This window comes from Allobosea sp., assembly GCF_017308075.1.
Lineage (GTDB): Bacteria > Pseudomonadota > Alphaproteobacteria > Rhizobiales > Beijerinckiaceae > Allobosea.
The window spans coordinates 81,641-102,853 of record NZ_JAFKFX010000032.1; the positions used below are offsets into that span (position 1 = coordinate 81,641).

The 21,213-nt window shown below is 67.5% G+C and carries 22 protein-coding genes; 9 read left to right on the forward strand and 13 right to left on the reverse strand.

The window, feature by feature from the left end; translation table 11 throughout:
- The first annotated feature begins 6 nt into the window (after positions 1 to 6).
- On the forward strand, positions 7 to 1,314 hold the full coding sequence (locus tag J0J10_RS15035; protein WP_291647256.1) for a GGDEF domain-containing protein: 1,308 nt from the start codon (positions 7 to 9) through the stop codon (positions 1,312 to 1,314).
- On the opposite strand, the gene J0J10_RS15040 is transcribed toward J0J10_RS15035, so the two are convergent.
- The 9 genes from J0J10_RS15040 to J0J10_RS15080 form a co-directional block, all read right to left on the reverse strand.
- Positions 1,315 to 2,337, reverse strand: coding sequence for a MaoC family dehydratase (locus J0J10_RS15040; protein ID WP_291647257.1), 1,023 nt, complete (start codon positions 2,335 to 2,337; stop codon positions 1,315 to 1,317).
- Between the two features lie 10 nt (positions 2,338 to 2,347).
- Positions 2,348 to 3,445 carry a redox-regulated ATPase YchF gene (ychF, locus tag J0J10_RS15045; protein WP_291633324.1) on the reverse strand — a complete coding sequence of 366 codons (1,098 nt, stop codon included), beginning with the start codon at positions 3,443 to 3,445 and terminating at the stop codon, positions 2,348 to 2,350.
- A gap of 181 nt (positions 3,446 to 3,626) precedes the next feature.
- Positions 3,627 to 4,238 (reverse strand): aminoacyl-tRNA hydrolase, encoded by a 612-nt coding sequence (gene pth / locus J0J10_RS15050; protein WP_291647258.1) that lies wholly within the window; start codon positions 4,236 to 4,238, stop codon positions 3,627 to 3,629.
- Between the two features lie 88 nt (positions 4,239 to 4,326).
- Positions 4,327 to 4,938, reverse strand: coding sequence for a 50S ribosomal protein L25/general stress protein Ctc (locus J0J10_RS15055; protein WP_291647259.1), 612 nt, complete (start codon positions 4,936 to 4,938; stop codon positions 4,327 to 4,329).
- A 137-nt stretch (positions 4,939 to 5,075) separates the two neighbouring features.
- Positions 5,076 to 6,920, reverse strand: coding sequence for a putative bifunctional diguanylate cyclase/phosphodiesterase (locus tag J0J10_RS15060; RefSeq protein WP_291647260.1), 1,845 nt, complete (start codon positions 6,918 to 6,920; stop codon positions 5,076 to 5,078).
- Positions 6,921 to 7,018: 98 nt separating this feature from the next.
- A complete protein-coding gene (locus J0J10_RS15065; RefSeq protein WP_291633332.1) occupies positions 7,019 to 7,582 on the reverse strand; it encodes a VUT family protein in 564 nt (187 codons plus the stop codon).
- Positions 7,572 to 8,300: a 7-cyano-7-deazaguanine synthase QueC gene (queC, locus tag J0J10_RS15070; RefSeq protein WP_291647261.1), complete on the reverse strand. Its 729-nt coding sequence runs from the start codon at positions 8,298 to 8,300 to the stop codon at positions 7,572 to 7,574. Before queC ends, J0J10_RS15065 begins: the two co-directional genes overlap by 11 nt.
- Positions 8,301 to 8,404: 104 nt before the next feature.
- Entirely contained in the window at positions 8,405 to 9,349 is a 945-nt protein-coding gene (locus J0J10_RS15075) for a ribose-phosphate pyrophosphokinase (protein WP_291633336.1), read from the reverse strand.
- Positions 9,350 to 9,528: 179 nt separating this feature from the next.
- A complete protein-coding gene (locus tag J0J10_RS15080) occupies positions 9,529 to 10,068 on the reverse strand; it encodes a hypothetical protein (protein ID WP_291647262.1) in 540 nt (179 codons plus the stop codon).
- Positions 10,069 to 10,549: 481 nt separating this feature from the next.
- Here J0J10_RS15080 and J0J10_RS15085 point away from each other — a divergent pair, with 481 nt between their 5' ends.
- Complete coding sequence (locus J0J10_RS15085; RefSeq protein WP_291647263.1) at positions 10,550 to 10,960, forward strand: hypothetical protein; 411 nt, start codon at positions 10,550 to 10,552, stop codon at positions 10,958 to 10,960.
- Between the two features lie 76 nt (positions 10,961 to 11,036).
- Here the strand turns inward: J0J10_RS15085 and J0J10_RS15090 are convergent, their stop codons facing one another.
- The gene (locus J0J10_RS15090; protein WP_291647264.1) at positions 11,037 to 12,188 is read right to left on the reverse strand and encodes a M24 family metallopeptidase; all 1,152 of its coding nucleotides are present in this window, start codon (positions 12,186 to 12,188) and stop codon (positions 11,037 to 11,039) included.
- A gap of 189 nt (positions 12,189 to 12,377) precedes the next feature.
- Between J0J10_RS15090 and J0J10_RS15095 the strand changes: the two genes are divergently transcribed.
- The 6 genes from J0J10_RS15095 to J0J10_RS15120 all read left to right on the forward strand — a co-directional run bounded on the left by J0J10_RS15095 (position 12,378) and on the right by J0J10_RS15120 (position 17,618).
- Entirely contained in the window at positions 12,378 to 12,632 is a 255-nt protein-coding gene (locus J0J10_RS15095; RefSeq protein WP_291633343.1) for an accessory factor UbiK family protein, read from the forward strand.
- A gap of 295 nt (positions 12,633 to 12,927) precedes the next feature.
- Entirely contained in the window at positions 12,928 to 13,434 is a 507-nt protein-coding gene (locus J0J10_RS15100; protein ID WP_291633345.1) for a type III secretion system chaperone family protein, read from the forward strand.
- Between the two features lie 125 nt (positions 13,435 to 13,559).
- Positions 13,560 to 14,375 (forward strand): pyrroline-5-carboxylate reductase, encoded by an 816-nt coding sequence (proC, locus tag J0J10_RS15105; protein ID WP_291647265.1) that lies wholly within the window; start codon positions 13,560 to 13,562, stop codon positions 14,373 to 14,375.
- Between the two features lie 65 nt (positions 14,376 to 14,440).
- On the forward strand, positions 14,441 to 15,181 hold the full coding sequence (locus tag J0J10_RS15110) for a TetR/AcrR family transcriptional regulator (protein WP_291647266.1): 741 nt from the start codon (positions 14,441 to 14,443) through the stop codon (positions 15,179 to 15,181).
- Positions 15,182 to 15,276: 95 nt separating this feature from the next.
- Positions 15,277 to 17,262, forward strand: coding sequence for a methyl-accepting chemotaxis protein (locus tag J0J10_RS15115; RefSeq protein ID WP_291647267.1), 1,986 nt, complete (start codon positions 15,277 to 15,279; stop codon positions 17,260 to 17,262).
- On the forward strand, positions 17,259 to 17,618 hold the full coding sequence (locus tag J0J10_RS15120) for a tRNA-binding protein (protein ID WP_291647268.1): 360 nt from the start codon (positions 17,259 to 17,261) through the stop codon (positions 17,616 to 17,618). Before J0J10_RS15115 ends, J0J10_RS15120 begins: the two co-directional genes overlap by 4 nt.
- Positions 17,619 to 17,622: 4 nt before the next feature.
- On the opposite strand, the gene J0J10_RS15125 is transcribed toward J0J10_RS15120, so the two are convergent.
- Complete coding sequence (locus tag J0J10_RS15125) at positions 17,623 to 18,540, reverse strand: pyridoxamine 5'-phosphate oxidase family protein (protein WP_291647269.1); 918 nt, start codon at positions 18,538 to 18,540, stop codon at positions 17,623 to 17,625.
- A gap of 5 nt (positions 18,541 to 18,545) precedes the next feature.
- On the reverse strand, positions 18,546 to 19,169 hold the full coding sequence (locus tag J0J10_RS15130) for a glutathione S-transferase (protein ID WP_291647270.1): 624 nt from the start codon (positions 19,167 to 19,169) through the stop codon (positions 18,546 to 18,548).
- A gap of 95 nt (positions 19,170 to 19,264) precedes the next feature.
- On the opposite strand from J0J10_RS15130, the gene J0J10_RS15135 reads away from it, so the two are divergent.
- Positions 19,265 to 20,173 carry a LysR family transcriptional regulator gene (locus tag J0J10_RS15135; protein ID WP_291647346.1) on the forward strand — a complete coding sequence of 303 codons (909 nt, stop codon included), beginning with the start codon at positions 19,265 to 19,267 and terminating at the stop codon, positions 20,171 to 20,173.
- A 15-nt stretch (positions 20,174 to 20,188) separates the two neighbouring features.
- Here the strand turns inward: J0J10_RS15135 and J0J10_RS15140 are convergent, their stop codons facing one another.
- Entirely contained in the window at positions 20,189 to 21,112 is a 924-nt protein-coding gene (locus tag J0J10_RS15140; RefSeq protein WP_291647271.1) for a transcriptional regulator GcvA, read from the reverse strand.
- Positions 21,113 to 21,213: the final 101 nt, after the last annotated feature.

The window sequence follows — 21,213 nt, forward strand, 5'->3', positions numbered from 1 at the left end:
AGGGGCATGAAGCTCTCGCGCTATCTGCTCGATTCGCTCGACGCCCTCGGTATCGGGGCCTGCGAATACGATGCCGATATGCGGGCTCTAGGCTGGAACGGCACCTTCCTGCAGTTCTTCCCAGAGGATGAGGGCGAGATCTATGTCGGCGAACCCTATGCCGACAATCTGCTGCGCTTCTACCGGCGCCGTCTGCCGCCCGAGGAGCTGCCGGATATCGACCGGCATGTGGCGGAAGGGGTCGCGCGCCACGAGAATCAGACGCAACCTTTCGAGTTCATCCATAACGGGCGGCGCCTGCGCGCCGCCTCGCTGCAGGCGCCGGATGGCGGGCGCGTGCGCCTGTGGCAGCGACTCGATGTTGACAGCCAGGCCGAGACGGCGCCCGAGATGACGCTGCCGCTGATCGACGCGCTGCCCTTCATTCCCGATGGCGCGACGATCCTCGATGCGAATGAGCGGATCATCGCGGCCAACAATGCGTTCCGCCGCCTCTACGGCCTGCCGCGCGGCGCGGCGGTGGTGGGGCGCAAGCTCGACGAGATCATTGTCCGCTGCTGGTCGGGCTTCCCGCCGGTCGGTGCCTGGCGCGCCGCCATCAGCAACGGGCTGCGTTATGACGGGGTGCCCTTCGAGATCGAGCTGCCGGGCCAGCGCTGGCTCAGGCTGATCGCACGGCACAGCGCCGGCGGCCTCAGTTTCTTCACCCATGCCGACATCACCGTCGCCAAGCGCCAGCAGATGGAACTGCTGGAGGCCCAGGAGGCACTGCGCCGGGCCAATGCCGCGCTGGCGGAGCTGGCCGAGACGGATGGGTTGACGGGGCTTGCCAACCGGCGCCGTTTCGTCGCGCGCTTGGCGGAGGCGGTCGCGCTGGCGCAGCCGGTCTCGCTGATGATGATCGATGCCGACCACTTCAAGTCGATCAATGACCGTTTCGGCCATCTGGTCGGAGATGCCTGCCTGCGGATGATCGCGAAGGTCGTCGCCGACCAGGTCGCCCCGGTCTCGGCGCTGGTGGCGCGGATCGGCGGTGAGGAATTCGGTGTTCTGCTCGCCGGACAGCGCCTGGAGGCCGCGCATGACATCGCCGGAGCCATTCGCCGCGCGCTCGACCAGGTGTGCTGGCAGAAGCTGCATCCCGAGCTGACGGCGGTGACGGTCTCGATCGGGCTCGGAGCCGGGCAGGGGCCGCTCGACGGTACCGGCCTGCACGCCCAGGCCGACGAGGCGCTCTATGCGGCCAAGCGCAATGGCCGTGACCGGATCGAGACGGCGGGCGGGCCGCTCGGCCCGAGGCGCGCCGCCAGCTGATCAGCTGCGGCGCTCGACGAAAGCGCAGCCTTCGAAGCTGAACACGGTCTCGCCGTTTTGGTTGACGCCAGTATTGTGGTGGAAGAACAGGCCCCATTGCGGCCGCGAAGCGCTGGCGCGCTTGTCGACGATCCTGGAGTGATAGCTGATGCGGTCGCCGGCATAGACCGGCTTCAGCCAGCGCAGATTCTTGAAGCCGGGGGAGGGGCCGAGGCGCGGCGGGCTTCCGGCTCCGAAGGCGGCCTTGAACGCGGCCTCCTGCCGGCGGCGGTGGACGACCATCGCCGCCATCCAGCCTGCGGCCGTGTGCCAGCCGGAGGCGCAGAGCGCGCCGAAGGAGCTGTTGCGGGCCGCGGCCTCGTCCATATGGAAGGGCTGTGGGTCGAAGGAACGGGCGAAGGCGACGATCTCGTCCGGCGTGAAGACAAGGCTGCCGAGCTCGTGGCTCTCGTCGAGGACGAGGTCGTCGAAGAAACGGGCGGGGATCGCCGGGCCGGCAGCCGGCTCGACCTCGCTGGTCCGGCCGGGGGCGAGATAGCTGCGCGAATGCGCCAACCAGTCGCCTGCCGGCGTCTCGAAGCCGGAGCCGCGGCGGCCGAACATGATCCAATAGGTCTGCTCCAGGGCGGGCTTGTCGTCCTGGTTCAGCAGTTCGCAGCGGAAGCGGACGAGGCCCATCTCCGGCCGGGAGCGGGATTCGCGCGTCTCCAGGATGGTGTGCCGGGCCGAGAGCCGGTCCTGAGGCCGGATCGGGCGCAGCCACTTCACCTCCTCGATGCCGGGCGAGCCCATCGAGGTCGATTCGAGGATGAAGCTTTCGGCGATCAGACGCATCAGCAGGGCGCAGCTGTGCCAGCCCGACGCGATCAGGCCGCCGACGAAGCTGCCTTTCGCCGCTTCCGGATCGGTATGGAAGTCCTGGGCGTCGAAGCGCGAGGCGAAGGCGACGAGGTCGGCCTGCGTGATTTCGAGCTTTTCCGTCTCGATGACCTGACCGGCGGCGAAATCCTCGAAATACCGCATCGCGCCGGGCTCAGTTGGCGAAGCGGAAATGCAGCACGTCGCCGTCGGCGACGACATATTCCTTGCCTTCGAGCCGGAACTTGCCGGCCTCACGCGCGCCTGCCTCGCCCTTGTGGGCGATGTAGTCGTCAAAGGCGATGGTCTCGGCCCGGATATAGCCCTTCTCGAAATCGGTATGGATGACGCCGGCGGCAGCCGGGCCCTTGGTGCCGTCCTCGATCGTCCAGGCGCGGGCCTCCTTGGGGCCGACGGTGAAATAGGTGACGAGGTTGAGCAGGGCGTAGCCGGCCCGGATCACCCGGTTGAGGCCGGGCTCCTCGAGGCCGACCGCGTCGAGATAGTCCTTCTGGTCGGCCTGCGGCAGCACCGCGATCTCGCTCTCGATCTTGGCGGAGACGACGACGGCGACCGCGCCTTCCTCGGCGGCGCGCGCCTTGACCAGCTCGGAGAAGGCATTGCCCTTGTCGGCGCTCGCCTCCTCGACATTGCAGACATAGAGCACGGGCTTGGAGGAGAGCAGGCCGAGCATGGCGAAGGCCTTGCGCTCCTCGGCGGCGACCTGAACCAGCCTCGCCGGCTTGCCGTCACGCAGCAAAGCGAGGCAGCGGTTCATCAGCTCCGCCGCTTCCTTGGCCTCCTTGTCGCCGGACTTGGCCTTCTTCTCCAGCGGCTGCACGCGCTTCTCGAGGCTTTCGAGGTCGGCCAGCATCAGCTCGGTCTCGATGGTCTCGATATCGTCGATCGGCGAGATCTTGCCTTCGACATGGGTGATGTCGCCATCCTCGAAACAGCGCACGACATGGGCGATGGCGTCGCATTCGCGGATATTGGCGAGGAACTGGTTGCCGAGGCCTTCGCCGCGCGAAGCGCCGCGGACCAGCCCGGCGATGTCGACGAAGGTCAGCCGGGTCGGGATGATCTCCTTCGAGCCGGCGATGGCGGCGAGCTTCTCAAGCCGGTCATCGGGCACCGCGACATCGCCGACATTCGGTTCGATCGTGCAGAAGGGATAGTTCGCCGCCTGGGCCGCCGCGGTCTGCGTCAGCGCGTTGAACAGGGTCGACTTGCCGACATTCGGCAGGCCGACGATACCGCATTTGAAGCCCATTTTCGCTCGCTCGTCAGTGGCGGCCGCGCTCCGGCGGCTGCTGTCGAATTATTGGTTTCTCAGGGGCGTTATTGGTGCCCGGCGGCAAAAACACAAGATGGCAGGCCGGAAGGTGGCCGGTGTGAAACTGCATGGCGTGGCGCTCTGGGTGTCGAAAGCTCCCGGCAGCGCCCGCCCCCGCTCAGTCGGCTTTCTCGCCGAGGCGCTTTACCGCGCCATGGCCGCGTGCCTCCATGAAGAGATGGACCTTGTTCTGGAAGCCGGTATCGTCATGGGCGGCGAGCAGGGCGGCATTGTCGGCGCAGGCTGAGCAGAGATCCTCGACCCAGGGCTCCTCCGCCTTGCCGAAATCGTTCAGCACATAGGCGTGGACGAGGGCCTTGTCGCCGGGATGGCCGATGCCCATGCGCACGCGGCGATACTCGTTTCCAATCGCGGCCGTGGTCGAGCGCAGCCCGTTATGCCCGGCATTGCCGCCGCCGAGCTTGATCCGCAGCTTGGCCGGCGCAAGGTCGAGCTCGTCATGGAAGACGATTACGTCGGCCGGCGCGACCTTGTAGAAGCGCGCCGCCTCGCCGATGGCCCGGCCGGACTCGTTCATATAGGTCTGCGGCTTGAGCAGCAGGACCTTTTCGTTGCCGATCGTGGCTTCGCTGGCCTGGCCCTGGAAGCGCACGCGCCAGGGCGCGGCGCGGCAGGCACGGGCGATCTCGTCGACCGCCATGAAGCCGATATTGTGGCGGTTGCGCGCATAGCGCGTGCCCGGATTGCCGAGGCCGGCGAAGATCAGCATTCCTGCTCTCCAGCATCTGCCAAAAGAAAACGGCCGGGCGAGCCCGGCCGTCTGACGGTAGTCGCCCCGTATGGCGAAAGGGGCCCGATCAGGCCTTGGCGGCTTCCGTCTCGGCAGCCGCTTCCGCCTCGGCATCGACCGTCGGCGGCACGATCGTGACCAGCGTGAGGTTGTCACGCGAGGTCAGCGAGACGCCGGCCGGCAGCTTGATGTCGTTGCTGTGGAGGGTGTCGCCGACCTCGAGGCCAGCTACCGAGACTTCGAGGAAGTCCGGGATGCTCTCGGGAGCGACGTCGATCTCGACGGTGTGCTCGACGATCTGCATGGTCCCGCCGTTCTTCAGGCCGGGGCTGTCCTCCTGGCCGACGACGTGCACGGGGACCTGAACCTTGATGGTCTGGCCGGTGGCGACGCGCAGGAAGTCGACATGCAGCGGGGTGTCGCGGACCGGGTCGAGCTGATAGTCGCGCGGGATGACGCGGGTCTTCTTGCCGTCGACGTCGATCTCGAGCAGCGTGGTCAGGAAGTGGCCCGCATAGATCATCAGGCGGGTCTGGTTGGCATTGAGCGCGATGGCCTGAGGGGCTTCGCCGGCGCCGTAAATGACGGCGGGGGTGAGGCCCTGGCGACGAACTGCCCGGGCGGCCCCCTTGCCGACCTGAGCGCGCGCCGAAGCCTGAATCTGCTTCACAGCGGTCATGGATCTAGTCCTTGCTTTGTAAATGACAAGGCCGCCTGATGGCGGCCGTCTCGGTTCGCGCTCCTGCCTCCAAGGGTGTCAGTGGAGCGCAGGCAGGCTCATAGGCGAAATACCGGATGATCTCAACCCCTTCCGGCTCAGGCAGCCGTCGCGGCGTGCGTCGGACTCCGCGGCGCCGGCTTGCGCGGGCACAGCTCGCGGATGAGGTCGGGCACGTCCTCGGCGGCAACGGCCCGGGAGAAGAGGTAGCCCTGGCCGAGGTCACAGCCCATGGCGCGCAGGCGTGCGAACTGCTCGGACGTCTCGATACCCTCCGCGACGATCTTGACGCCGAGCCGGTTGGCGATGCCGACCAGTGCTTCGACGATGACGCTGCTGCGCGCCCCCGCCTCGATGCCGCCGATGAAGGAACGGTCGATCTTGATGATGTCGACCGGGAAGTCGAGCAGATGCGTCAGCGAGGCGAAGCCGGTACCGAAATCGTCGAGCGCGACCTGGATGCCGCGCTCGCGCAGCGCTTCCATGGTGCGGGCCACGCCGTCGCGCCGGCCACCCATGATGACCTGTTCGGTGATCTCGACGACGAGGTTGTCGAGTGGCAGCTGGGCGCGCTCGCAGGCGCGGGTGATGCGCTGGACGAGGTCGCCCTTCTGGAAGTCCGCCGTCGTGAAATTGATGCCGACATGGCGCAGATCGAGCCCGGCGCGCCGCCAGTTGGCCATGTCGGCCGTGACCGCCGCGAGCATCTGGCCCGAGATCCGGTAGGCGATCTTGGGATCGAGCATCGCCTCATGGAACTCGCCGGCGGCGACGATGCGGCCATCGTCGAGCCGCATCCGGGCCAGCGCCTCGACGCCTGAGACCTGCCCGGTGTCGAGGCGGACGACCGGCTGGTAATGTGGCAGGACGCGCCCGCCGGCAAGGGCGTCGCCGACCGCCTGGACGATCTGGACGCGCCGCATCATCGTGGTGCGCAGCCCGTATTTGAAGCGGACATAGCGGCCGCGCCGCGTCTCCTTGGCGTGATAGAGCGCGAAATCGGCGTTCTGGCGCAGGGTGACGCTGTCAGAGCCGTCGGCTCCCGCCAGGGCGGCGCCGATGGTGACGCTCGGGATGATGGTGTTGCCGTCGTAGTCGAAAGGCGCCGGCATGGCGGCGAGAATGCCGTTGGCGGCCGAGCGGAGCTGCGCAGTCTGGCCGCAATCCGGCAGCAGCACGGCGAACTCGTCGCCGCCGATGCGGAAGGCGGTGCCGGCGATCTTCGCCAACCTGGCCGCGACCGTCTCGATCAGCCGGTCGCCGGTGGCGTGCCCCATCGTGTCGTTGACCGCCTTGAGATGGTCGATGTCGATCAGCAGCAGGGCAAAGCGCGGTTCGGCGCTGGCGGTCATGCGGGCGATGGCGTCGTTGAACTGCGCCCGGTTCGGCAGGCCGGTCAGGCTGTCGAAATAGGCGAGCTGATGATTGCGCGCCCTGACCTCGTCATGCTCGATCGCGATGGCGCAGAGATGGACGCAGGTCGCGACGATCCGGCGCTCCAGCGCGTCCGGGCCGCGCCTGCTGCGGTAGTAGAAGGCGAAGCTGCCGACCACGCGGCCGTCGCGGGCCTTGATCGGGCTCGACCAGCAGGCGCGCAGGCCAAGCGGCAGCACGAGATGCTCATAGCCCTGCCAGAGTGGATCGGTCGCGATGTCCGTGACCTCGACGGCGCAGCCGCGATGGATCGCGGTTCCGCAGGAGCCGGCCCGTGGTCCGGACGGAGCACCCCGAAGTGCGTCGGAATAGCTCGCAGGCAGGCTCGGCGCGGCCAGCGGCTGCAGCCTCCGCTCGGCATCGGCGGCGACGACGGAGCAGACGATGTCGGGGGCGATGGCTTCGACCCGTAGGCACAGCGACAGCATGATAGCCGCCAGCTGCTCGCCGCGCGCGATCGCCTCCAGGGTTGCATTCTGCAGGGACTGGAGACGTTCGACGGAGTCCAAACAAGCCTCGGGGCAGCGACGAGCACGATTTGGCGATCATGCCGCAAGGGCATGAACCTCTGGTTGCGTCGTTGCCTCGAATTGTCGGAAAAATGCGCTCAGGCCGGTGCCAGGCCAAGCCGTTCGTCGCGCCGGCGCAGCCAGTGCATCAGCGGCAGAGCCAGCAGCACCATCCAGGCCTTGCCGATGATCTGACCGCCGATGAAATCGAGGCTGCCGAAGGCCAGCTGCAGGAAGACGATGCTGTCGACGACCAGGCCGATGACGCCGGATGCGGCTACCGCCGCTACGAAGTTGCGGCGCTGAAGCGGCGTGTAGACGGCGAAGTCGGTCAGCTCCGACAGCAGGAAGGCCGCCATCGAGGCAATGACGATGGCCGGCGGCGCGAGCAGCCCGGAGAGCAGGGCGCCTACGGCTATCGCGATCAGCGCCGCCTTCGCGCCCAGCCGACGCTGGACGATGTCGCGCAGCACGAGCGCGAGCCCGACCATCAGGACGCCGCTCGGCGCCATGACGCCGGGGGCGACCGGCACCAGGCAGGGCCCGTTCGGCACGCAGACGGTGCCGGCATTGCCGATCAGCCAATTCGCCGCCGGAATGCTCAGCCCGAAGAAAACGAGGGCGATCAGCCCTTCGATGCGCCGTTGCCGGTCAGTCGTCATAACTCGGTCCGCTGTCGTCTGGAGCCGTCTGATAAGCCGCGAACCCCCTTGAGCGCAAATCGCAGGCGGGGCAGTGGCCGCAGCCATAGCCCCAAGCGTGCCGTCTGCTCCGGTCGCCGAGATAGCAGCTATGGCTGTCCTCGACCACCAGGTCGAGCAGGGCCTGGCCGCCGAGCCGGCGCGCGAGCGCGAAGGTCTGGGCCTTGTCGCGCCACATCAGGGGCGTATGCAGCACCAGCCTGCGGTCGAGCCCGAGGCCGAGCGCGACCTGCATCGCCTTGATGGTGTCGTCGCGGCAGTCGGGATAGCCGGAATAGTCGGTTTCGCAGACGCCGAGCACGATGTGCCGGCAATCGCGGCGATAGGCGAGGGCGGCGGCGAAGGAGAGGAAGATCAGGTTGCGGCCGGGCACGAAGGTCGTCGGCAAGCCGTTCTCGGCGAAGGCGATCTCGCTCTCGCTGGTCAGGGCGGTGTCAGAGATCCTGCCCAGCGTCGTCAGGTCGAGCAGATGATCGGGGCCGAGGCGCTCGGCATAGGTTTCGTCGAGCGCGGGCAGCTTGTCTCTGATCGTCAGCCGGGCTTCCAGCTCGATGCGATGGCGCTGGCCGTAGTCGAAGCCGACCGTCTCGACGGCGGCGAAACGCTCCAGCGCCCAGGCGAGGGCGACGGTCGAATCCTGGCCGCCCGAGAAGAGGACGAGGGCGCGGGAATTGCTCATGGCATTCCAGTCGTCACGGCCGCAGCGTTGTCCCGGGTCGACCTTCGGTCGCCTGGGATGACGCTGCGTTTCCGGGCCATGACTTCAAAGGGGCGCTCTGCCGTTCAGTCGAACAGGCTGGAGACGCTGGTCTCGCTCGCGGTGCGTTCGATCGCCTCGCCCATCAGATTGGCGATGGAGATGACGCGGATGTTGCGCGCGACCTTCACCGCTTCGGTCGGCATGATCGAATCGGTGATCACCAGCTCCTTGAGCTTGGAATTGGCGATGCGCGCCACGGCGCCGCCGGAGAGCACGCCATGGGTGATGTAGGCGTAGACGTCCTTAGCGCCCTGTTCGAGCAGCGCCTCGGCGGCATTGCAGAGCGTGCCGCCGGAATCGACGATGTCGTCGAGCAGGATGCAGGAACGGCCGGCGACCGTGCCGATGATGTTCATCACCTCCGACTCGCCCGGCCGGTCGCGCCGCTTGTCGACGATGGCGAGCGGCGCATCGATGCGCTTGGCGAGGGCGCGGGCGCGCACGACGCCGCCGACATCCGGCGAGACGACCATGGCGTTCTTCCAGTCGAGCCGGTCCTTGATGTCGCGCGCCATCAGCGGGGCGCCGAACAGGTTGTCGGTCGGGATATCGAAGAAGCCCTGGATCTGGCCGGCATGCAGGTCGAGCGTCAGCACCCGGTCGACGCCGGCATGGGTGATCAGATTGGCGACGAGCTTGGCCGAGATCGGGGTGCGGCCCGAGGCGCGCCGATCCTGCCGTGCATAGCCGAAATAGGGGATCACCGCCGTGATGCGCCGGGCCGAGGAGCGGCGCAGGGCGTCGGTGATGATCAGCAGCTCCATCAGGTGGTCATTGGTCGGGAACGAGGTCGACTGGATGACGAAGACATCCTGACCACGGACGTTCTCCTGGATCTCGACGAAGACCTCCATGTCGGCGAAGCGCCGTACGGAAGCCTTGGCGAGCGGGATACCGAGCGAGGCGCAGATCGCCTCCGCAAGCGGCCGGTTGGAGTTGCCGGCGACGACTTTGATCGAGGAATTCATACCGAGCGCACCAGAAACGCAGACGGGAATGGCCGCCCGCGGGGCGGTTCAAATTGGAGCGGCTCATAACAGTGCGATGACGCCGAGTCGACAAAAGACGCGGGCGTTCCGCGTGCAAATTTACGTTTGCACGCGCTCTGTGGCCGATCGGCCTCGGGTGTTCGGTCGGCGACCTAAGGTCAGCGGCGCTTCGCCGGCGCCGCCTGGGCGGTGCGGGTGGCCTCGCGTGCGTTCGGCTTGGCTTCCGCCGCGGGCGCCGTGGTCAAGAAGCCGGCGATCGCGTCCATCGAATCGGAGGCGGCCTTGGCGACAATGGTCTGGTTCACGCCGGCCCAGGGGTCGCTGCCACCGCTGCCGCGGCCGATGCTCTCGCCCTGGACGCGCTGTGCCCGCTTCTTGGTCTCGTCATAGACGTCCCAGACGAAGGCGAGCGCGGTCTGGCCATCAGCAGTGGGCTGCGCCGTCAGATAGCCGCGGACCCGGAAACGGGCGGGCTTGTCGCCAGGCACGATCTCCATCCGGCGCTCGGCCGCGGCTTCGCCGAGCAGGCCGGCAAAGGCGGTGGTGACCTGATCCGGCGCGCCGGAAATGCTCTGCACGGAGACGGGGACGCCTGGCGCATCGACCCGCGGGCGGGCTGCCGTCGTGGTCTCCTGGCAGCCGGCGAGCGCAAGCGCGGCGATAGCCCCGAGGAGAGGGGCGGAACGATAATTCGACATATTGCCTCCCGCCCTGTTTGTTGTCGGGCTCGGATTGCTTTGGTCTTCCCTGCTTCGCTCGTTCTAGATCATGTCGCGGTAAAGTGAAACATCCGGCTCGTGCCCGAAATCCGACCCGATTAGATGCAGTACGGCGATTTGATCTGTCGGTTCGCCGCGTTGGTCACAAGACCAGCTGAAACGGGCAGTTTCCGGTTGGCGAACGAGAGGTTTGCGAGGACGGTACCGCATTGCGCGACGATGACGGGAAGCAAGGCTTTTGTGGAGATCGCCGGGGACCCGCGGTGGGATCCGTGCGCCGAGATCAGGCTGGGGCATCCTCCACGCGAAACGATGGCCAGCAAGGGCGCTACGACTACTTCGATGGCAGGAGAGCGGGAGAGGCGCCTTCAATACGGAGCGCCCGGACCGGACACTGCTCGGCTTCGACAAGTTGCGTGCAGGCGGCTCGGCCGCCGTCGGTTTTCTGGAGGGAGCCAGAATGACGATCTCGGAAAAGCTGTTGCGGCGGACGCTCTATTTTACCGTCGCCTATAATCTGATGGGCTTCTTCACGTTTCTGATGCCGCAAACATTCGGCGGAATGGCAGGTCTGCCGGCTTCGGTGCCATTCCTGCACAGTGGCTTCGTCGCCAGCAATATTCTGCTGTTCGGGCTCGTGGGGCTTTGGCAGGCGCGTCGGCCGATGCTCGATGCTCCCGTGCTGACGATCTTCGGCCTCTCGAAGGCGGTGTTCTGCCTGTTGATGCTGATTTCCTGGCGCTTGGGCGAGATCGCGTTGCCAGGTTTCCTGATGTCGCTGGTCGATTTGGCGATGGGCGCGATCTTCCTGATGGGAGCGCGCTCCGCCGAACGATGGAACGCTGAAAAACGCGAGGCTGGCGCGCTCTGACTGGCTGTCGCGGCGGGACGTCCCCCTTGTCACCTCGTCGCTCTTGCCGCGCCACGGCCCGAATCTGTCGCCTTGTCTAGCGCACAGTCAGGTCGAGATCGGGCAGGTTCAGCGCCTCGGCGCCGGTTTCGCCGACGAGATAGGTCCGGCCCAGACACATCGCGGTCTCGCTTTCCGAATCCATCAGGATCATGTGGGCGAACATCACCATACCGGGCTCCAGTACCCAGTCATTGCCTTCGTAGAACATCGGCCAATCCATCCAGGACGGGGTGAATTTGGCGCCGAGCGAGTAGCCGCAGGCGTTGAGCCGGTGGCTTGACAGGCCATGGGCGTCGAAGCTGCTCGCATGGGCGGCGAAGACGTCGCCGGCGGTGTTGCCGGGTTTCAGCGCCGCCTCGCAGGCGAGCAGCGCGGCTTTCGCTGCCTCGTGATAGCGCAGGTGCAGCGGGCGCGGCCTGCCGACCACGACCGTGCGCATGATCGCGGCATGGTAGTGCCGGTCGGCACCGGCGAATTCGAGGGTGATCTGGTCGTCGGTGTCGAGTTTGCGGCGGCCGCTCTTGTACCGGCAGAGCAGGGCGTCGCGGCCCGAGCCGATGATGAACTCGTTGGCGGGATAGTCGCCTCCGCCCGAGAAGATCGCGTTGTGCTGGGCGGCGAGGATCTCGCCTTCGTCGGCGCCGGCGCGGATCAGGTCGAGCGCCGCCTTGTCGGCCGCGTCGGAGAGGGAAGCGGCGCGGCGGACATGGACGATCTCCTCCGCCGATTTCACCGCCCTCAGTCGCGTCACCAGAAGAGAAGCATCGACGAGTTCGGCGATGCCGGCGAAGGCGGCTTCGAGCTTGCGGCCATTGGCGGCGACAAGGCCGTAGGATTCGAACTCGACGCCGATGCGCTTGCCGGCGAGTCCCATCTCGCGCGCCAGTTCCAGCAGATCGCGGGCGGGGTTGGCGTCGCGGCCATCCTTCCAGATCCGGATGTCGGAGAGATTCGAGGTGTGCTGTGCCTGGCGCAGATCGGCTGAGCGGGTCAGCAGCGCCATGGTGCCGTCCGCCTTCACGACAAGGCACTGGAAGAAGCAGAAGCCGAACGTGTCGTAGCCGCTGAGCCAGAACATCGATTCCTGTTGGAACAGGAAGGCGGCGTCGAGCCGGTCGCGCGCCATCGCGGCGAGCAGGGCATCGCGGCGGCGGGCGAACTCGGCGGGCGAGAAGTGCAGAGCCATGGCAGGAACCGTCCGGCGATGCTGGTCGAACATGGATAGCGCGGACCCGACGGGCTGGCGAGCCGGTCGGACGAAGCGGTCGCCCGCGACGAAATCGCAGCGTCCCGCAGCGCGCGATTGCGCCTGGCGCGCTCCTTCGCCATATCTCCGGTTCAAGGCGCGCAGGGCGCCGCAGCGCCGGAGGCCGCCATGGTCAGCACCAGCAACCGCATCCTCGACGACATCGCCCGTCTGGCCACCGACGCCGCCGGGGCGGCGCAAGGCGTACGCCGGGAGGTCGAGACCGTGGTGAAGACCCAGATCGAGCGGCTCTTGCGCGACATGGACGTCGTCACCCGCGAGGAATTCGAGGCGGTGCGCGAGATGGCGCTGCTGGCGCGCGATGAGAACGAGAAGCTCGCCGCCCGCCTCGCCGCGCTCGAGGGCAAGTCCGCGAAGGACTGAACTGCTCCCCTCGCATGTCTCGCGCTGTGGACAGCGCCGCGAGGGGATTGAGCCGACGGTCGAATCCGCCGAGCTTGGATAGCGTGTTGGGCACGTTGACCGCCTGCGCTATCGTCGATGAAGAGAGGTGATTCGTCGGCAGGCTTCGTCCCGCGAAGCTTTCCGATGATCCGGCGGCCGCTCGCGGTCGTTCAGTCGGGTTGTGTGCCTTACGCTTTTCCCAGTCGCCGTGTTCCTGTTCTCAAACGCGTCGGACCTGCTTTGCGGGCAGGGCGCCGGCAGTTGGACCCTGGGCATGATGGACCTTGATCTGGATGCCGAGAGTGATCGGCCTTCCAATCCTCTCGATCTGATTGAACGCCTTGCCGCCCTCAACCACTGGAGCTTCGACCGCGACAGCGACGACGAGCTCTCCGTCGCCGTCACCGGCGGCTGGGCGGACTACCATGTCGCCATCACCTGGCTCTCGGAAGTGGAGTCGATCCATGTCGCCTGTGCCTTCGACCTGAGGGTGCCGGATCGGCGCCGGACCGAAGTCCTGAACCTGGTGAGCCTGGTCAACGAGCAGCTCTGGCTTGGCCATTTCGACCTGTGGAGCAATGAGAACGTGGTGATGTATCGCCATGCGCTGCTGCTCTCGGGCGGCGCCGAGCCGACCGAGGAGCAGGCCGCCGGGATGATCAAGGCGGCGATCGACGCCTGCGAGCGCTATTTCCAGGCCTTCCAGTTCGTCGTTTGGGCCGGGAAGAGCGCCCGCGAGGGGCTCGAGGGCGCCATGCTGGAGACGGTCGGCGAAGCATAGGCTTGTCGAGGACCGCCATTGCGCGTCATGCTCGGGCTTGACCCGAGCGTCTCCGGAAGGAGATTCCCGGGTCTTCGCTTCGCTGCGCCCGAGAATGACGCGCGGCATCGACAAGAGAGACGCCCATGTCCAGCCAGCTTCCGCAATCCCTCGTGCTCGTCGGCGCAGGCAAAATGGGCGGCGCCATGCTCGAGGGCTGGCTCCGTATCGGCATGAAGGGGCCGGGGATCACCCTGGTCGACCCGCATATCAGCGATGCCATGTCGGCGCTGGCTGCGGAAAAGGGGATGACGGTCAACCCACCGACGGTCGCCCCGGCCGAGGTCGTGGTGCTGGCGACCAAGCCGCAGATGCTCGACACTGCGGCGCCGTCGGTGCAGGCGCTGATCGGCCCGCGCACCCTTCTGATCTCGATCCTCGCCGGCAAGACGCTGGGCGATCTCGCCCAGCGCCTGCCCAATGCCGGGGCGATCGTGCGTGCCATGCCGAATCTGCCGGCCTCGGTGCAGCGCGGCGTGACCGCCGCCGCCGCCGGCCCCGGCGTCAGCGCCGGCCAGCGGGAGATGGCGGACGCGCTGCTCGGCAGCATAGGCAAGGTCGAATGGCTGGGTGACGAGGGGCTGATCGATGCCGTGACGGCGGTTTCGGGTTCCGGGCCTGCCTATGTCTTCCATCTCGTCGAATGCCTCGCGGCTGCCGGCGCAGCTGCCGGCCTGCCGGCCGATCTGGCGGGGCGGCTGGCGCGGGCGACGGTCGAAGGCGCCGGCGAGATGCTGTTCCAGTCCGATCTTGCTCCGGGGACGCTGCGCCAGAATGTGACCTCGCCGGGCGGCACGACCGCCGCCGCGCTCGAGGTCCTGATGGCTGAGGACGGCATGCCGCTGCTGATGCGGCGTGCGGTTGCTGCCGCCAAACGTCGCGCTGAAGAGCTTTCCGGCTGAGCGGCCTTTCATCCGGCGCCTGCGGAGCCTAGATTCAGGGCATCAGCAGGCGACAGGAGAATCCGATGGCACGCAAGCCCGCTTCCCCCAAAGCCGAGCCGGCCGCCGCGAAACCGGCGGCCCCGAAGTCCGATCCGCGCCGCGCCGTGATCAATGCGCTGTTCCGGCTCGCGGCCAATCGCTCCTGGGACGAGATCGAACTGCCCGACATCGCCCGCGAGGCCGGGCTGAGCTTGGCCGAGATGCGTGGCCTGTTCCCTTCCAAGCTCGCCATTCTCGGCGGGCTCGGGCGGATCGCCGACGACGCGGTGCTGGCGGGAAACTCCGACGATCTGATGGAGGAAAGCTACAAGGAGCGCGTCTTCGATCTGGTGATGCGCCGGCTCGACGCCTTGGCGCCCTACAAGGCCGGGCTGCGCGCCGTGATGCCGGCGTTGCGGCGTGACCCGCTGGCGCTGGCGGCGCTCGGCCGCAACGCCGTGAATTCCTGGCGCTATCTGCTGGCCTCGGCGGGCATCCCGACCGAGGACAGCCTCGGTGCCGTCAGGGTCCGCGGCGCGGTGCTGCTGATGAGCCGCGTCGCTGAGACCTGGCTCGATGATGACGAGCCGGAGCTGTCGCGGACGATGGCCAAGCTCGATCGCGAGCTGAAATCCGCCGGCCGGATCATGGCCCGTGTCGAGGATGTGCACCGGCTCACCGCGCCGCTGCGCGGCCTCGCGCGGGCGCTATGCGGCGGCCGGCGCGAGAGCCGAAGGGAGCGGATGCGCAGCGAAGAAGGCGATGGCTACGCGACGGCGATCTGAGCTGCCGCGCCCTATCGTGGCGGAAACGTGGCGCCATTAAGTGGCCCTTAGCGATTTCTGGCAACTGTGCGGCATCTCTCCTCCGAGGCCCGCGCATGCCCCTTCTGAAGAAATTTGCCTTGCTGTCGATCGGCCGCTCGTTCGGCGTGGTCGCGATTCTCGCCGCCGTGATTGCGGTGGTCAGCGTCGCGGTGACGCTCAATCAGGCGCGTATCGATCTGGTGGAGCTGAAGCGGTCCGAGGTGAAGGAGATCGTCGAGGCGGCGGCTTCCACGGTGAACGCCTATCTTGCGCGGGTCGAGAAGGGCGAGCTGAAGGAGGCGGACGCCCAGAAGCTGGCGATCGACGCCATCGCCAATGCCCGCTTCGACAATGGCAACTACCTGTTTGTGGTGCGCTTCGACGGCGTCAACATTGCCCATGCCAACCCCAAGCTGGTCGGGTCGGACATGATGGGCTTCAAGGACGCCAATGGCCGCTTCTTCGTCAAGGACATGGTCGAGCTCGGCAAGGCTCGGGGTGAAGGCTTCGTCGATTATCACTGGCTGAAGACGGGGGACAAGGATCCGTCGTTGAAGATGTCCTATGTCGCCACCGTGCCGAAATGGCAGTGGGTGATCGGGACCGGGACGCATCTCGATAGCGTCGACACGGCCTTCGCCGAGCTGGTCCGGGACGTCGCCATCGTGCTCGTGCCGCTTGCCTTGCTGATGTTTGGCCTGGTCTTCTATCTGAGCCGTCGTGCCTCACGCATGCTCGCAGGGCTGTCCGAGAACATGAGCGCGCTCGCCGCTGGCGATCTTCAGGTCGCGATCGCCCATCAGGAGCGCCAGGACGAGGTCGGCAACATGGCGCGGGCGCTGGTCGTGTTCCGCGATGCGGCCCTGGCCAAGCAACAGGTCGAGGCCGAGAAGGCCCAGGCCGAAGCCGATGCGAGCGAGCAGCGCCGTGCCGCGGATACGCAGCGCAGCCTCAACGAGGCGCAGCGCAGCGACGAGGCGCAGAAGCAGGCCGTTGTCGTGGCGGAGTTGGGCGCCGGTCTCGAGCACCTGACCGCTGGCGATCTGACCTATCGCATCGATGCCGTCTTCAGCAGTGAGTACGCCAAGCTGAAGCAGGATTTCAACGCGGCGATCGCTCAGCTCGAAGAGACGATGCGCCAGATCGCCAACAATACCGAGAGCATGAAGGCCGGCGCCGGCGAAATCAGTCAGGCTGCCGACGATCTCGCCAGCCGGACCGAGCAGCAGGCCTCGTCCGTGGAGGAGACCGCGACCGCGCTCGACCAGCTCACCGCGACGGTGCGCCAGACCGCCGAAGGCGCGCGCCAGGCCAGCCAGGCGACGACCCAGGTCAAGGGTGAGGCGGAGCAGTCCGGCCAGATCGTCCGCGAGGCGGTCGCCGCCATGGGCGGCATCGAGAAATCCTCCGAGGAGATCTCGCAGATCGTCGGGGTGATCGACGAAATCGCCTTCCAGACCAACCTGCTGGCGCTCAACGCCAGCGTCGAGGCAGCGCGTGCCGGCGATGCCGGCAAGGGCTTCGCGGTCGTCGCTTCCGAGGTGCGGGCGCTCGCCCAGCGTTCGGCCGATGCCGCCAAGGAGATCAAGGGGCTGATCACCGCCTCTTCGGTCGAGGTCGAGAAGGGCGTGGCGCTGGTCGGGCAGACCGGCAAGGCGCTCGAGCGCATGTCCGGCGAGATCACCCGCGCCACCTCGCTCGTCGCCGAGATCGCCTCGGCTGCCGGGGAGCAGGCGACGGGGCTGCAGGAGGTCAACACCGCCGTCAACGAGATGGACCAGGCGACGCAGCAGAACGCGGCGATGGCCGAGCAGTCGACTGCCGCCTCGCAGGCGCTGGCGCAGGAGGCCGACCGCCTCGCCGCCCTGGTCTCGCGCTTCAAGCTCGGTGGCGACGTGACCGCGCTCAAGGCCATGGCCGCGAGGATGGCTGAGGTCGCGAACGTTTCACCGGCACCGGCACCGGCGCCGCGCCCGACGCGCGCGGCCGCTAGCAACGGCCATGCGGTGCCACGCAAGCCGGTTCTCGCCAGCAATGATCGCGGTTGGGAGGAATTTTGAGCACGTCGTCCGAGCCCGCAGCGCCGATCGGCTTCGAGGATTTCCTCAAGGTCGATATCCGCGTCGGCACCATCGTCGAGGCCGAGCCCTATCCCGAGGCGCGCAAGCCTTCGATCAAGCTCGTCATCGACTTCGGCGGCACGATTGGTCGCAAGAAGTCCTCGGCACAGATCACCAGGCACTATCGGCCCGAGGACCTGCCGGGCCGGCAGGTTCTGGCGGTGGTGAATTTCCCGTCGCGCCAGATCGGCAAGTTCATGTCGGAAGTGCTGACGCTCGGCATTCCCGATGCCGATGGCGAGGTCGTGCTGATCGGGCCCGGGCTGCCGGTTCCGGATGGCGGGCGGATGTACTGAGCGGTCAGCCGGCGGCCGCTGATGTCGGCCGCCAGCGCCCCGTCGCGAGCGTGGTGGGGGCAGGTTCCGGGGCGGACCAGCGCAACGACAGCGCTTCCCGGCGCCTCCAGCCGCGCTGGCTGTGGAAGCGCCAGAACCGCTGCGCACCGGCGAGTTCGTCGCATTCCGGCCCGCCCCAGACGATCTCGGTCTCGCCCTGGAGCTGGATGAGATCGCCGCTCGAGAAATCTATGAAGAGCAGGCTGGCGGCTGGTTCGAGCAGCAGGTTTCCGAGCGTGTTGAAATAGCTGTTGCCGGCGAAATCGGGGACCGTCAGGCGGTCGCCCTCGACGGCGACGAAGCCCGGCCGGCCGCCGCGATGCGAGATATCGACCCCGCTTTTCGAGGCGCTGGCGATAAAGAGCGTGTCCGACTGCGCGATCAGGCTTCTGGCCGCCGCGGCGAGACCAGCGAGTTCTTCGGTCGTCGGTGCCGAGGCCGGCACGGCTTCGTGCTGCCTGGCCTGGATGTATTTGGCGCAGTTGCCGAAGCTTTCGCCGATCGCGGCCGTCATGCCGCCGTCGGTGAGCGCGGTGATCCTGCCATTGGCACGGTTGCGCCGACGTGTACGGAAATCCAGTCCGAGGAGGCCGATCGGCGCTCCGGCCGCGAAGGCCGCCATGGCCGGGTCATACGCCGCGGGCCGGGCGGCAATCGCAAGCTCGGTCGGCGACGGGCTGGTGACGAAGCCTGCTTCGCCGGTCAGCACGGTCGCGATCGGATGGCCGGCCGTGTCGAGTCCGGCGGCGAAGATGTAGGGCAGCAGCGCGAAGAACTCCCGATGCTGGTCCGGCATGAAGCTGCGGATTCCGGTCCCGCGTGAGCTTTGCCCGGCAAGCGCCTGCGCCTTCAGCTCGCCCGGGTGGAAAGGCTGCCCGTCCATCGCGGTCACCCCCTCGCCGGAACGGGTGAGCGTGGCATCGGCTTGAAGAAGGGCAGCGCTTCGACGCGGGCGAGCCAGGCGCCGACGGCTGGATAGGGGGCGAGGTCGATGCCGCCTTCCGGGGCATGCGCGACATAGGAGTAGCAGGCGAGATCGGCCAGCGTCGGATGCCCGGCGGCGAGGAAGCTGCGATCCTGGAGATGCCCATCCATGAAGGCGAGGAGACGGGTCGAGATGCGTTCGGCCCGGCCCGGCTCGTCGGGGAAGTTGAACTGGGCGATCAGCCTGGCGATGGCCGGCCCGTGCATGATCTCGCCGGCGGCGATTGAGAGCCAGCGCTGGGTCTGGGCTGCCGCGACCGGCTCGTCCGGCAGCCAGTTGCTCTGCGGCGCATAGCGCCTGACCAGATAGACCATGATGGCGTTGCTGTCGGCGAGGGTGAGGTCGCCATCCTGCAGCACCGGGATCTGGCCGAACGGGTTGAGGGCGCGAAAGGCTTCGGCCCGGCGGACTTCCGCCGGCGCCGGCACGAAGTCGAACGCCAGCTCCAATGCGCGCAGGAGGAGTTCGACCCGGTGGGTGTGACCGGAGAGAGCGGTGCCGTGCAGGACGATGCGGGAGCCGGACATGGGGACCTCCTTGTTGCCCGGCAAATCTGATTGTTTCGCCTGACGGTCGAAAGACAGTATCGTCGCAAATCAGAATTCCATTCGGAGCAACGAAGCTGGACCGTCTCGACGAGCTTTCGATCTTCGTCGCGATCATCGACACGGGCAGCCTCGCCGGGGCGGCAAGGCAATTGCGACGCTCGCGCCCGGCGGTGACGCGGGCGCTCGCCGCCCTCGAAAGGCGAGCCGGTGTCAGCCTGATCGCGCGCACGACACGGCAATTGATGGCGACCGAAGCCGGACGGGAACTGGCGGCCTCGGCGCGGCGGATCCTGTCGGAATATGATGCCTCGCTGTCGGACGTCGCCGGCGCGCCGGTGCGCGGGGTCCTGCGGATCACGGCGCCGCTCGCCTTCGGCCGGCGCCATGTCACGCCGATCGTGGCCGAGTTCCTCGACCTTCATCCCGAGGTGCAGGTCGAGCTGACCTTGTCCGACCGCAATCTCGACCTGATCGAGGAGGGGCTCGACCTGGCCGTTCGGATCGGGGCGCTGCCGAATTCGCGGCTGGTCGCCCGCAAGGTCGGTGAGGTCAGGCGGGTGCTGGTGGCGTCTCCCGATTATCTCGCGCGGCGTGGCATCCCGCAGCGGCCCTCCGATCTTGCCGGGCACGACACCATCGCCAGCATCGCCGCCGGCCAGACGCTGTTCTGGCGCTTCGCCGGCAGCGGCCGCGACGCCGGCGTGACGATCACGCCACGCCTGATCGTCAACGAAGTCGAGTCGGTGCTGATCGCGGCCCGTTCCGGGCGCGGCCTGGCACGGGCGCTGTCCTATCAGGTCGCGCCGGATCTCGCGGAAGGCACGCTGATCCGGCTGCTGCGCGAATGGGAGCCCGCGGCCGCGCCGGTCCAGCTCGTCGTACCAGGCGGCCAGCAGCTGGCGTCGAAGGTCAGGGTGTTCCTCGACCATGCCGTGGCGCGGCTGCAGCAATTGCCGGTGATCCGACCGGAGCCCGGCGCCTGATCCCGGCGATCCGGGTCAGTGCCGTTCGTTGTGGGCCTTCGCCTCGTTTCGTATCCAATTGCGGAACGCCGCGATCGCCGGCCGCTCGGCCGAGGCTTCCGGGCAGACCAGATAATATTGGTAGGGGCTCCTGACCTGATGCGGAAAGGGCCGGACGAGGCGGCCCGCATCCTGATAATCTCCGATCAGCACGCTGGTCGCGAGCGCGACGCCCTGGCCCGAGGCGGCAGCCTGCAAGGCCAGGAAGGTGTGCGAGAAGCGGGGTCCCTGAGCGGAATCGACCCCATCGACGCCGGCCATGGCGAGCCAGCGCGGCCAAGTGATGTAGCCGGGAATGCTCTCCGCCGCCTCGTGCAGCAGAGTGTGATGACGAAGGTCGGAGGGTTCGCGCAAGGGGCGCTGAGGGTTGCCGAGCAGCGCGGCGCTGCACACGGGGAAGAAGTGCTCCTCCATCAGCAGGTCGGAGCGCAGGCCGGGATAGACACCCTGGCCGAAGCGGATCGCCACGTCGACATCCTCGCGCCCGAAATCGGTCAGATGCGCCGAGATCGAGATCCGCACTTCGAGCTCGGGATGGCGCTCCTTCAGCGAGCCGAGCCTGGGGATCAGCCAGCTCAGGGCGAAACTCGGCATGGTGCTGACCGTCAGCGCGGTCGAGGCATCGGGACGCATCGCCTGCGCCGTGGCTTCGTCGAGCTGGTCGAACAGGCCCGAGATCGTGGTGGCATAGCGCTCGCCGAGGGCGGTCAGCGCTACGCCCTTGCTCGGCAGCCGGGTGAAAAGGGGGCGCCGCAGCCAGCTCTCGAGCGCCCGGACCTGCTGGCCGATGGCGCTTGCGGTGACCGCCAGCTCGTCGCCGGCCCGCTCGAAGTTGAGATGCCGCGCCGCCGCCTCGAAGGCGCGCAGCGCGGTCAGTGGCGGAAGCTGGCGACGGGACATTGACTGGCCAAGTTCAGCTTGGGCGGAAGCGTAGAAGTTCTCATTTGCTCGGCTGGTCCGCAAGGCGCAGATTCATGAGCATAATCGCCATGACAGGAGGC

Coding starts and splice junctions, on each gene's coding strand:
- J0J10_RS15035 (WP_291647256.1), top strand. CDS start 7: ATGAAGCTCTCGCGCTATCTGCTCGATTCGCTCGACGCCCTCGGTATC.
- J0J10_RS15040 (WP_291647257.1), bottom strand. CDS start 2,337: ATGCGGTATTTCGAGGATTTCGCCGCCGGTCAGGTCATCGAGACGGAA.
- ychF (WP_291633324.1), bottom strand. CDS start 3,445: ATGGGCTTCAAATGCGGTATCGTCGGCCTGCCGAATGTCGGCAAGTCG.
- pth (WP_291647258.1), bottom strand. CDS start 4,238: ATGCTGATCTTCGCCGGCCTCGGCAATCCGGGCACGCGCTATGCGCGC.
- J0J10_RS15055 (WP_291647259.1), bottom strand. CDS start 4,938: ATGACCGCTGTGAAGCAGATTCAGGCTTCGGCGCGCGCTCAGGTCGGC.
- J0J10_RS15065 (WP_291633332.1), bottom strand. CDS start 7,582: ATGACGACTGACCGGCAACGGCGCATCGAAGGGCTGATCGCCCTCGTT.
- queC (WP_291647261.1), bottom strand. CDS start 8,300: ATGAGCAATTCCCGCGCCCTCGTCCTCTTCTCGGGCGGCCAGGATTCG.
- J0J10_RS15075 (WP_291633336.1), bottom strand. CDS start 9,349: ATGAATTCCTCGATCAAAGTCGTCGCCGGCAACTCCAACCGGCCGCTT.
- J0J10_RS15080 (WP_291647262.1), bottom strand. CDS start 10,068: ATGTCGAATTATCGTTCCGCCCCTCTCCTCGGGGCTATCGCCGCGCTT.
- J0J10_RS15085 (WP_291647263.1), top strand. CDS start 10,550: ATGACGATCTCGGAAAAGCTGTTGCGGCGGACGCTCTATTTTACCGTC.
- J0J10_RS15090 (WP_291647264.1), bottom strand. CDS start 12,188: ATGGCTCTGCACTTCTCGCCCGCCGAGTTCGCCCGCCGCCGCGATGCC.
- J0J10_RS15095 (WP_291633343.1), top strand. CDS start 12,378: ATGGTCAGCACCAGCAACCGCATCCTCGACGACATCGCCCGTCTGGCC.
- J0J10_RS15100 (WP_291633345.1), top strand. CDS start 12,928: ATGATGGACCTTGATCTGGATGCCGAGAGTGATCGGCCTTCCAATCCT.
- proC (WP_291647265.1), top strand. CDS start 13,560: ATGTCCAGCCAGCTTCCGCAATCCCTCGTGCTCGTCGGCGCAGGCAAA.
- J0J10_RS15110 (WP_291647266.1), top strand. CDS start 14,441: ATGGCACGCAAGCCCGCTTCCCCCAAAGCCGAGCCGGCCGCCGCGAAA.
- J0J10_RS15115 (WP_291647267.1), top strand. CDS start 15,277: ATGCCCCTTCTGAAGAAATTTGCCTTGCTGTCGATCGGCCGCTCGTTC.
- J0J10_RS15125 (WP_291647269.1), bottom strand. CDS start 18,540: ATGGACGGGCAGCCTTTCCACCCGGGCGAGCTGAAGGCGCAGGCGCTT.
- J0J10_RS15130 (WP_291647270.1), bottom strand. CDS start 19,169: ATGTCCGGCTCCCGCATCGTCCTGCACGGCACCGCTCTCTCCGGTCAC.
- J0J10_RS15140 (WP_291647271.1), bottom strand. CDS start 21,112: ATGTCCCGTCGCCAGCTTCCGCCACTGACCGCGCTGCGCGCCTTCGAG.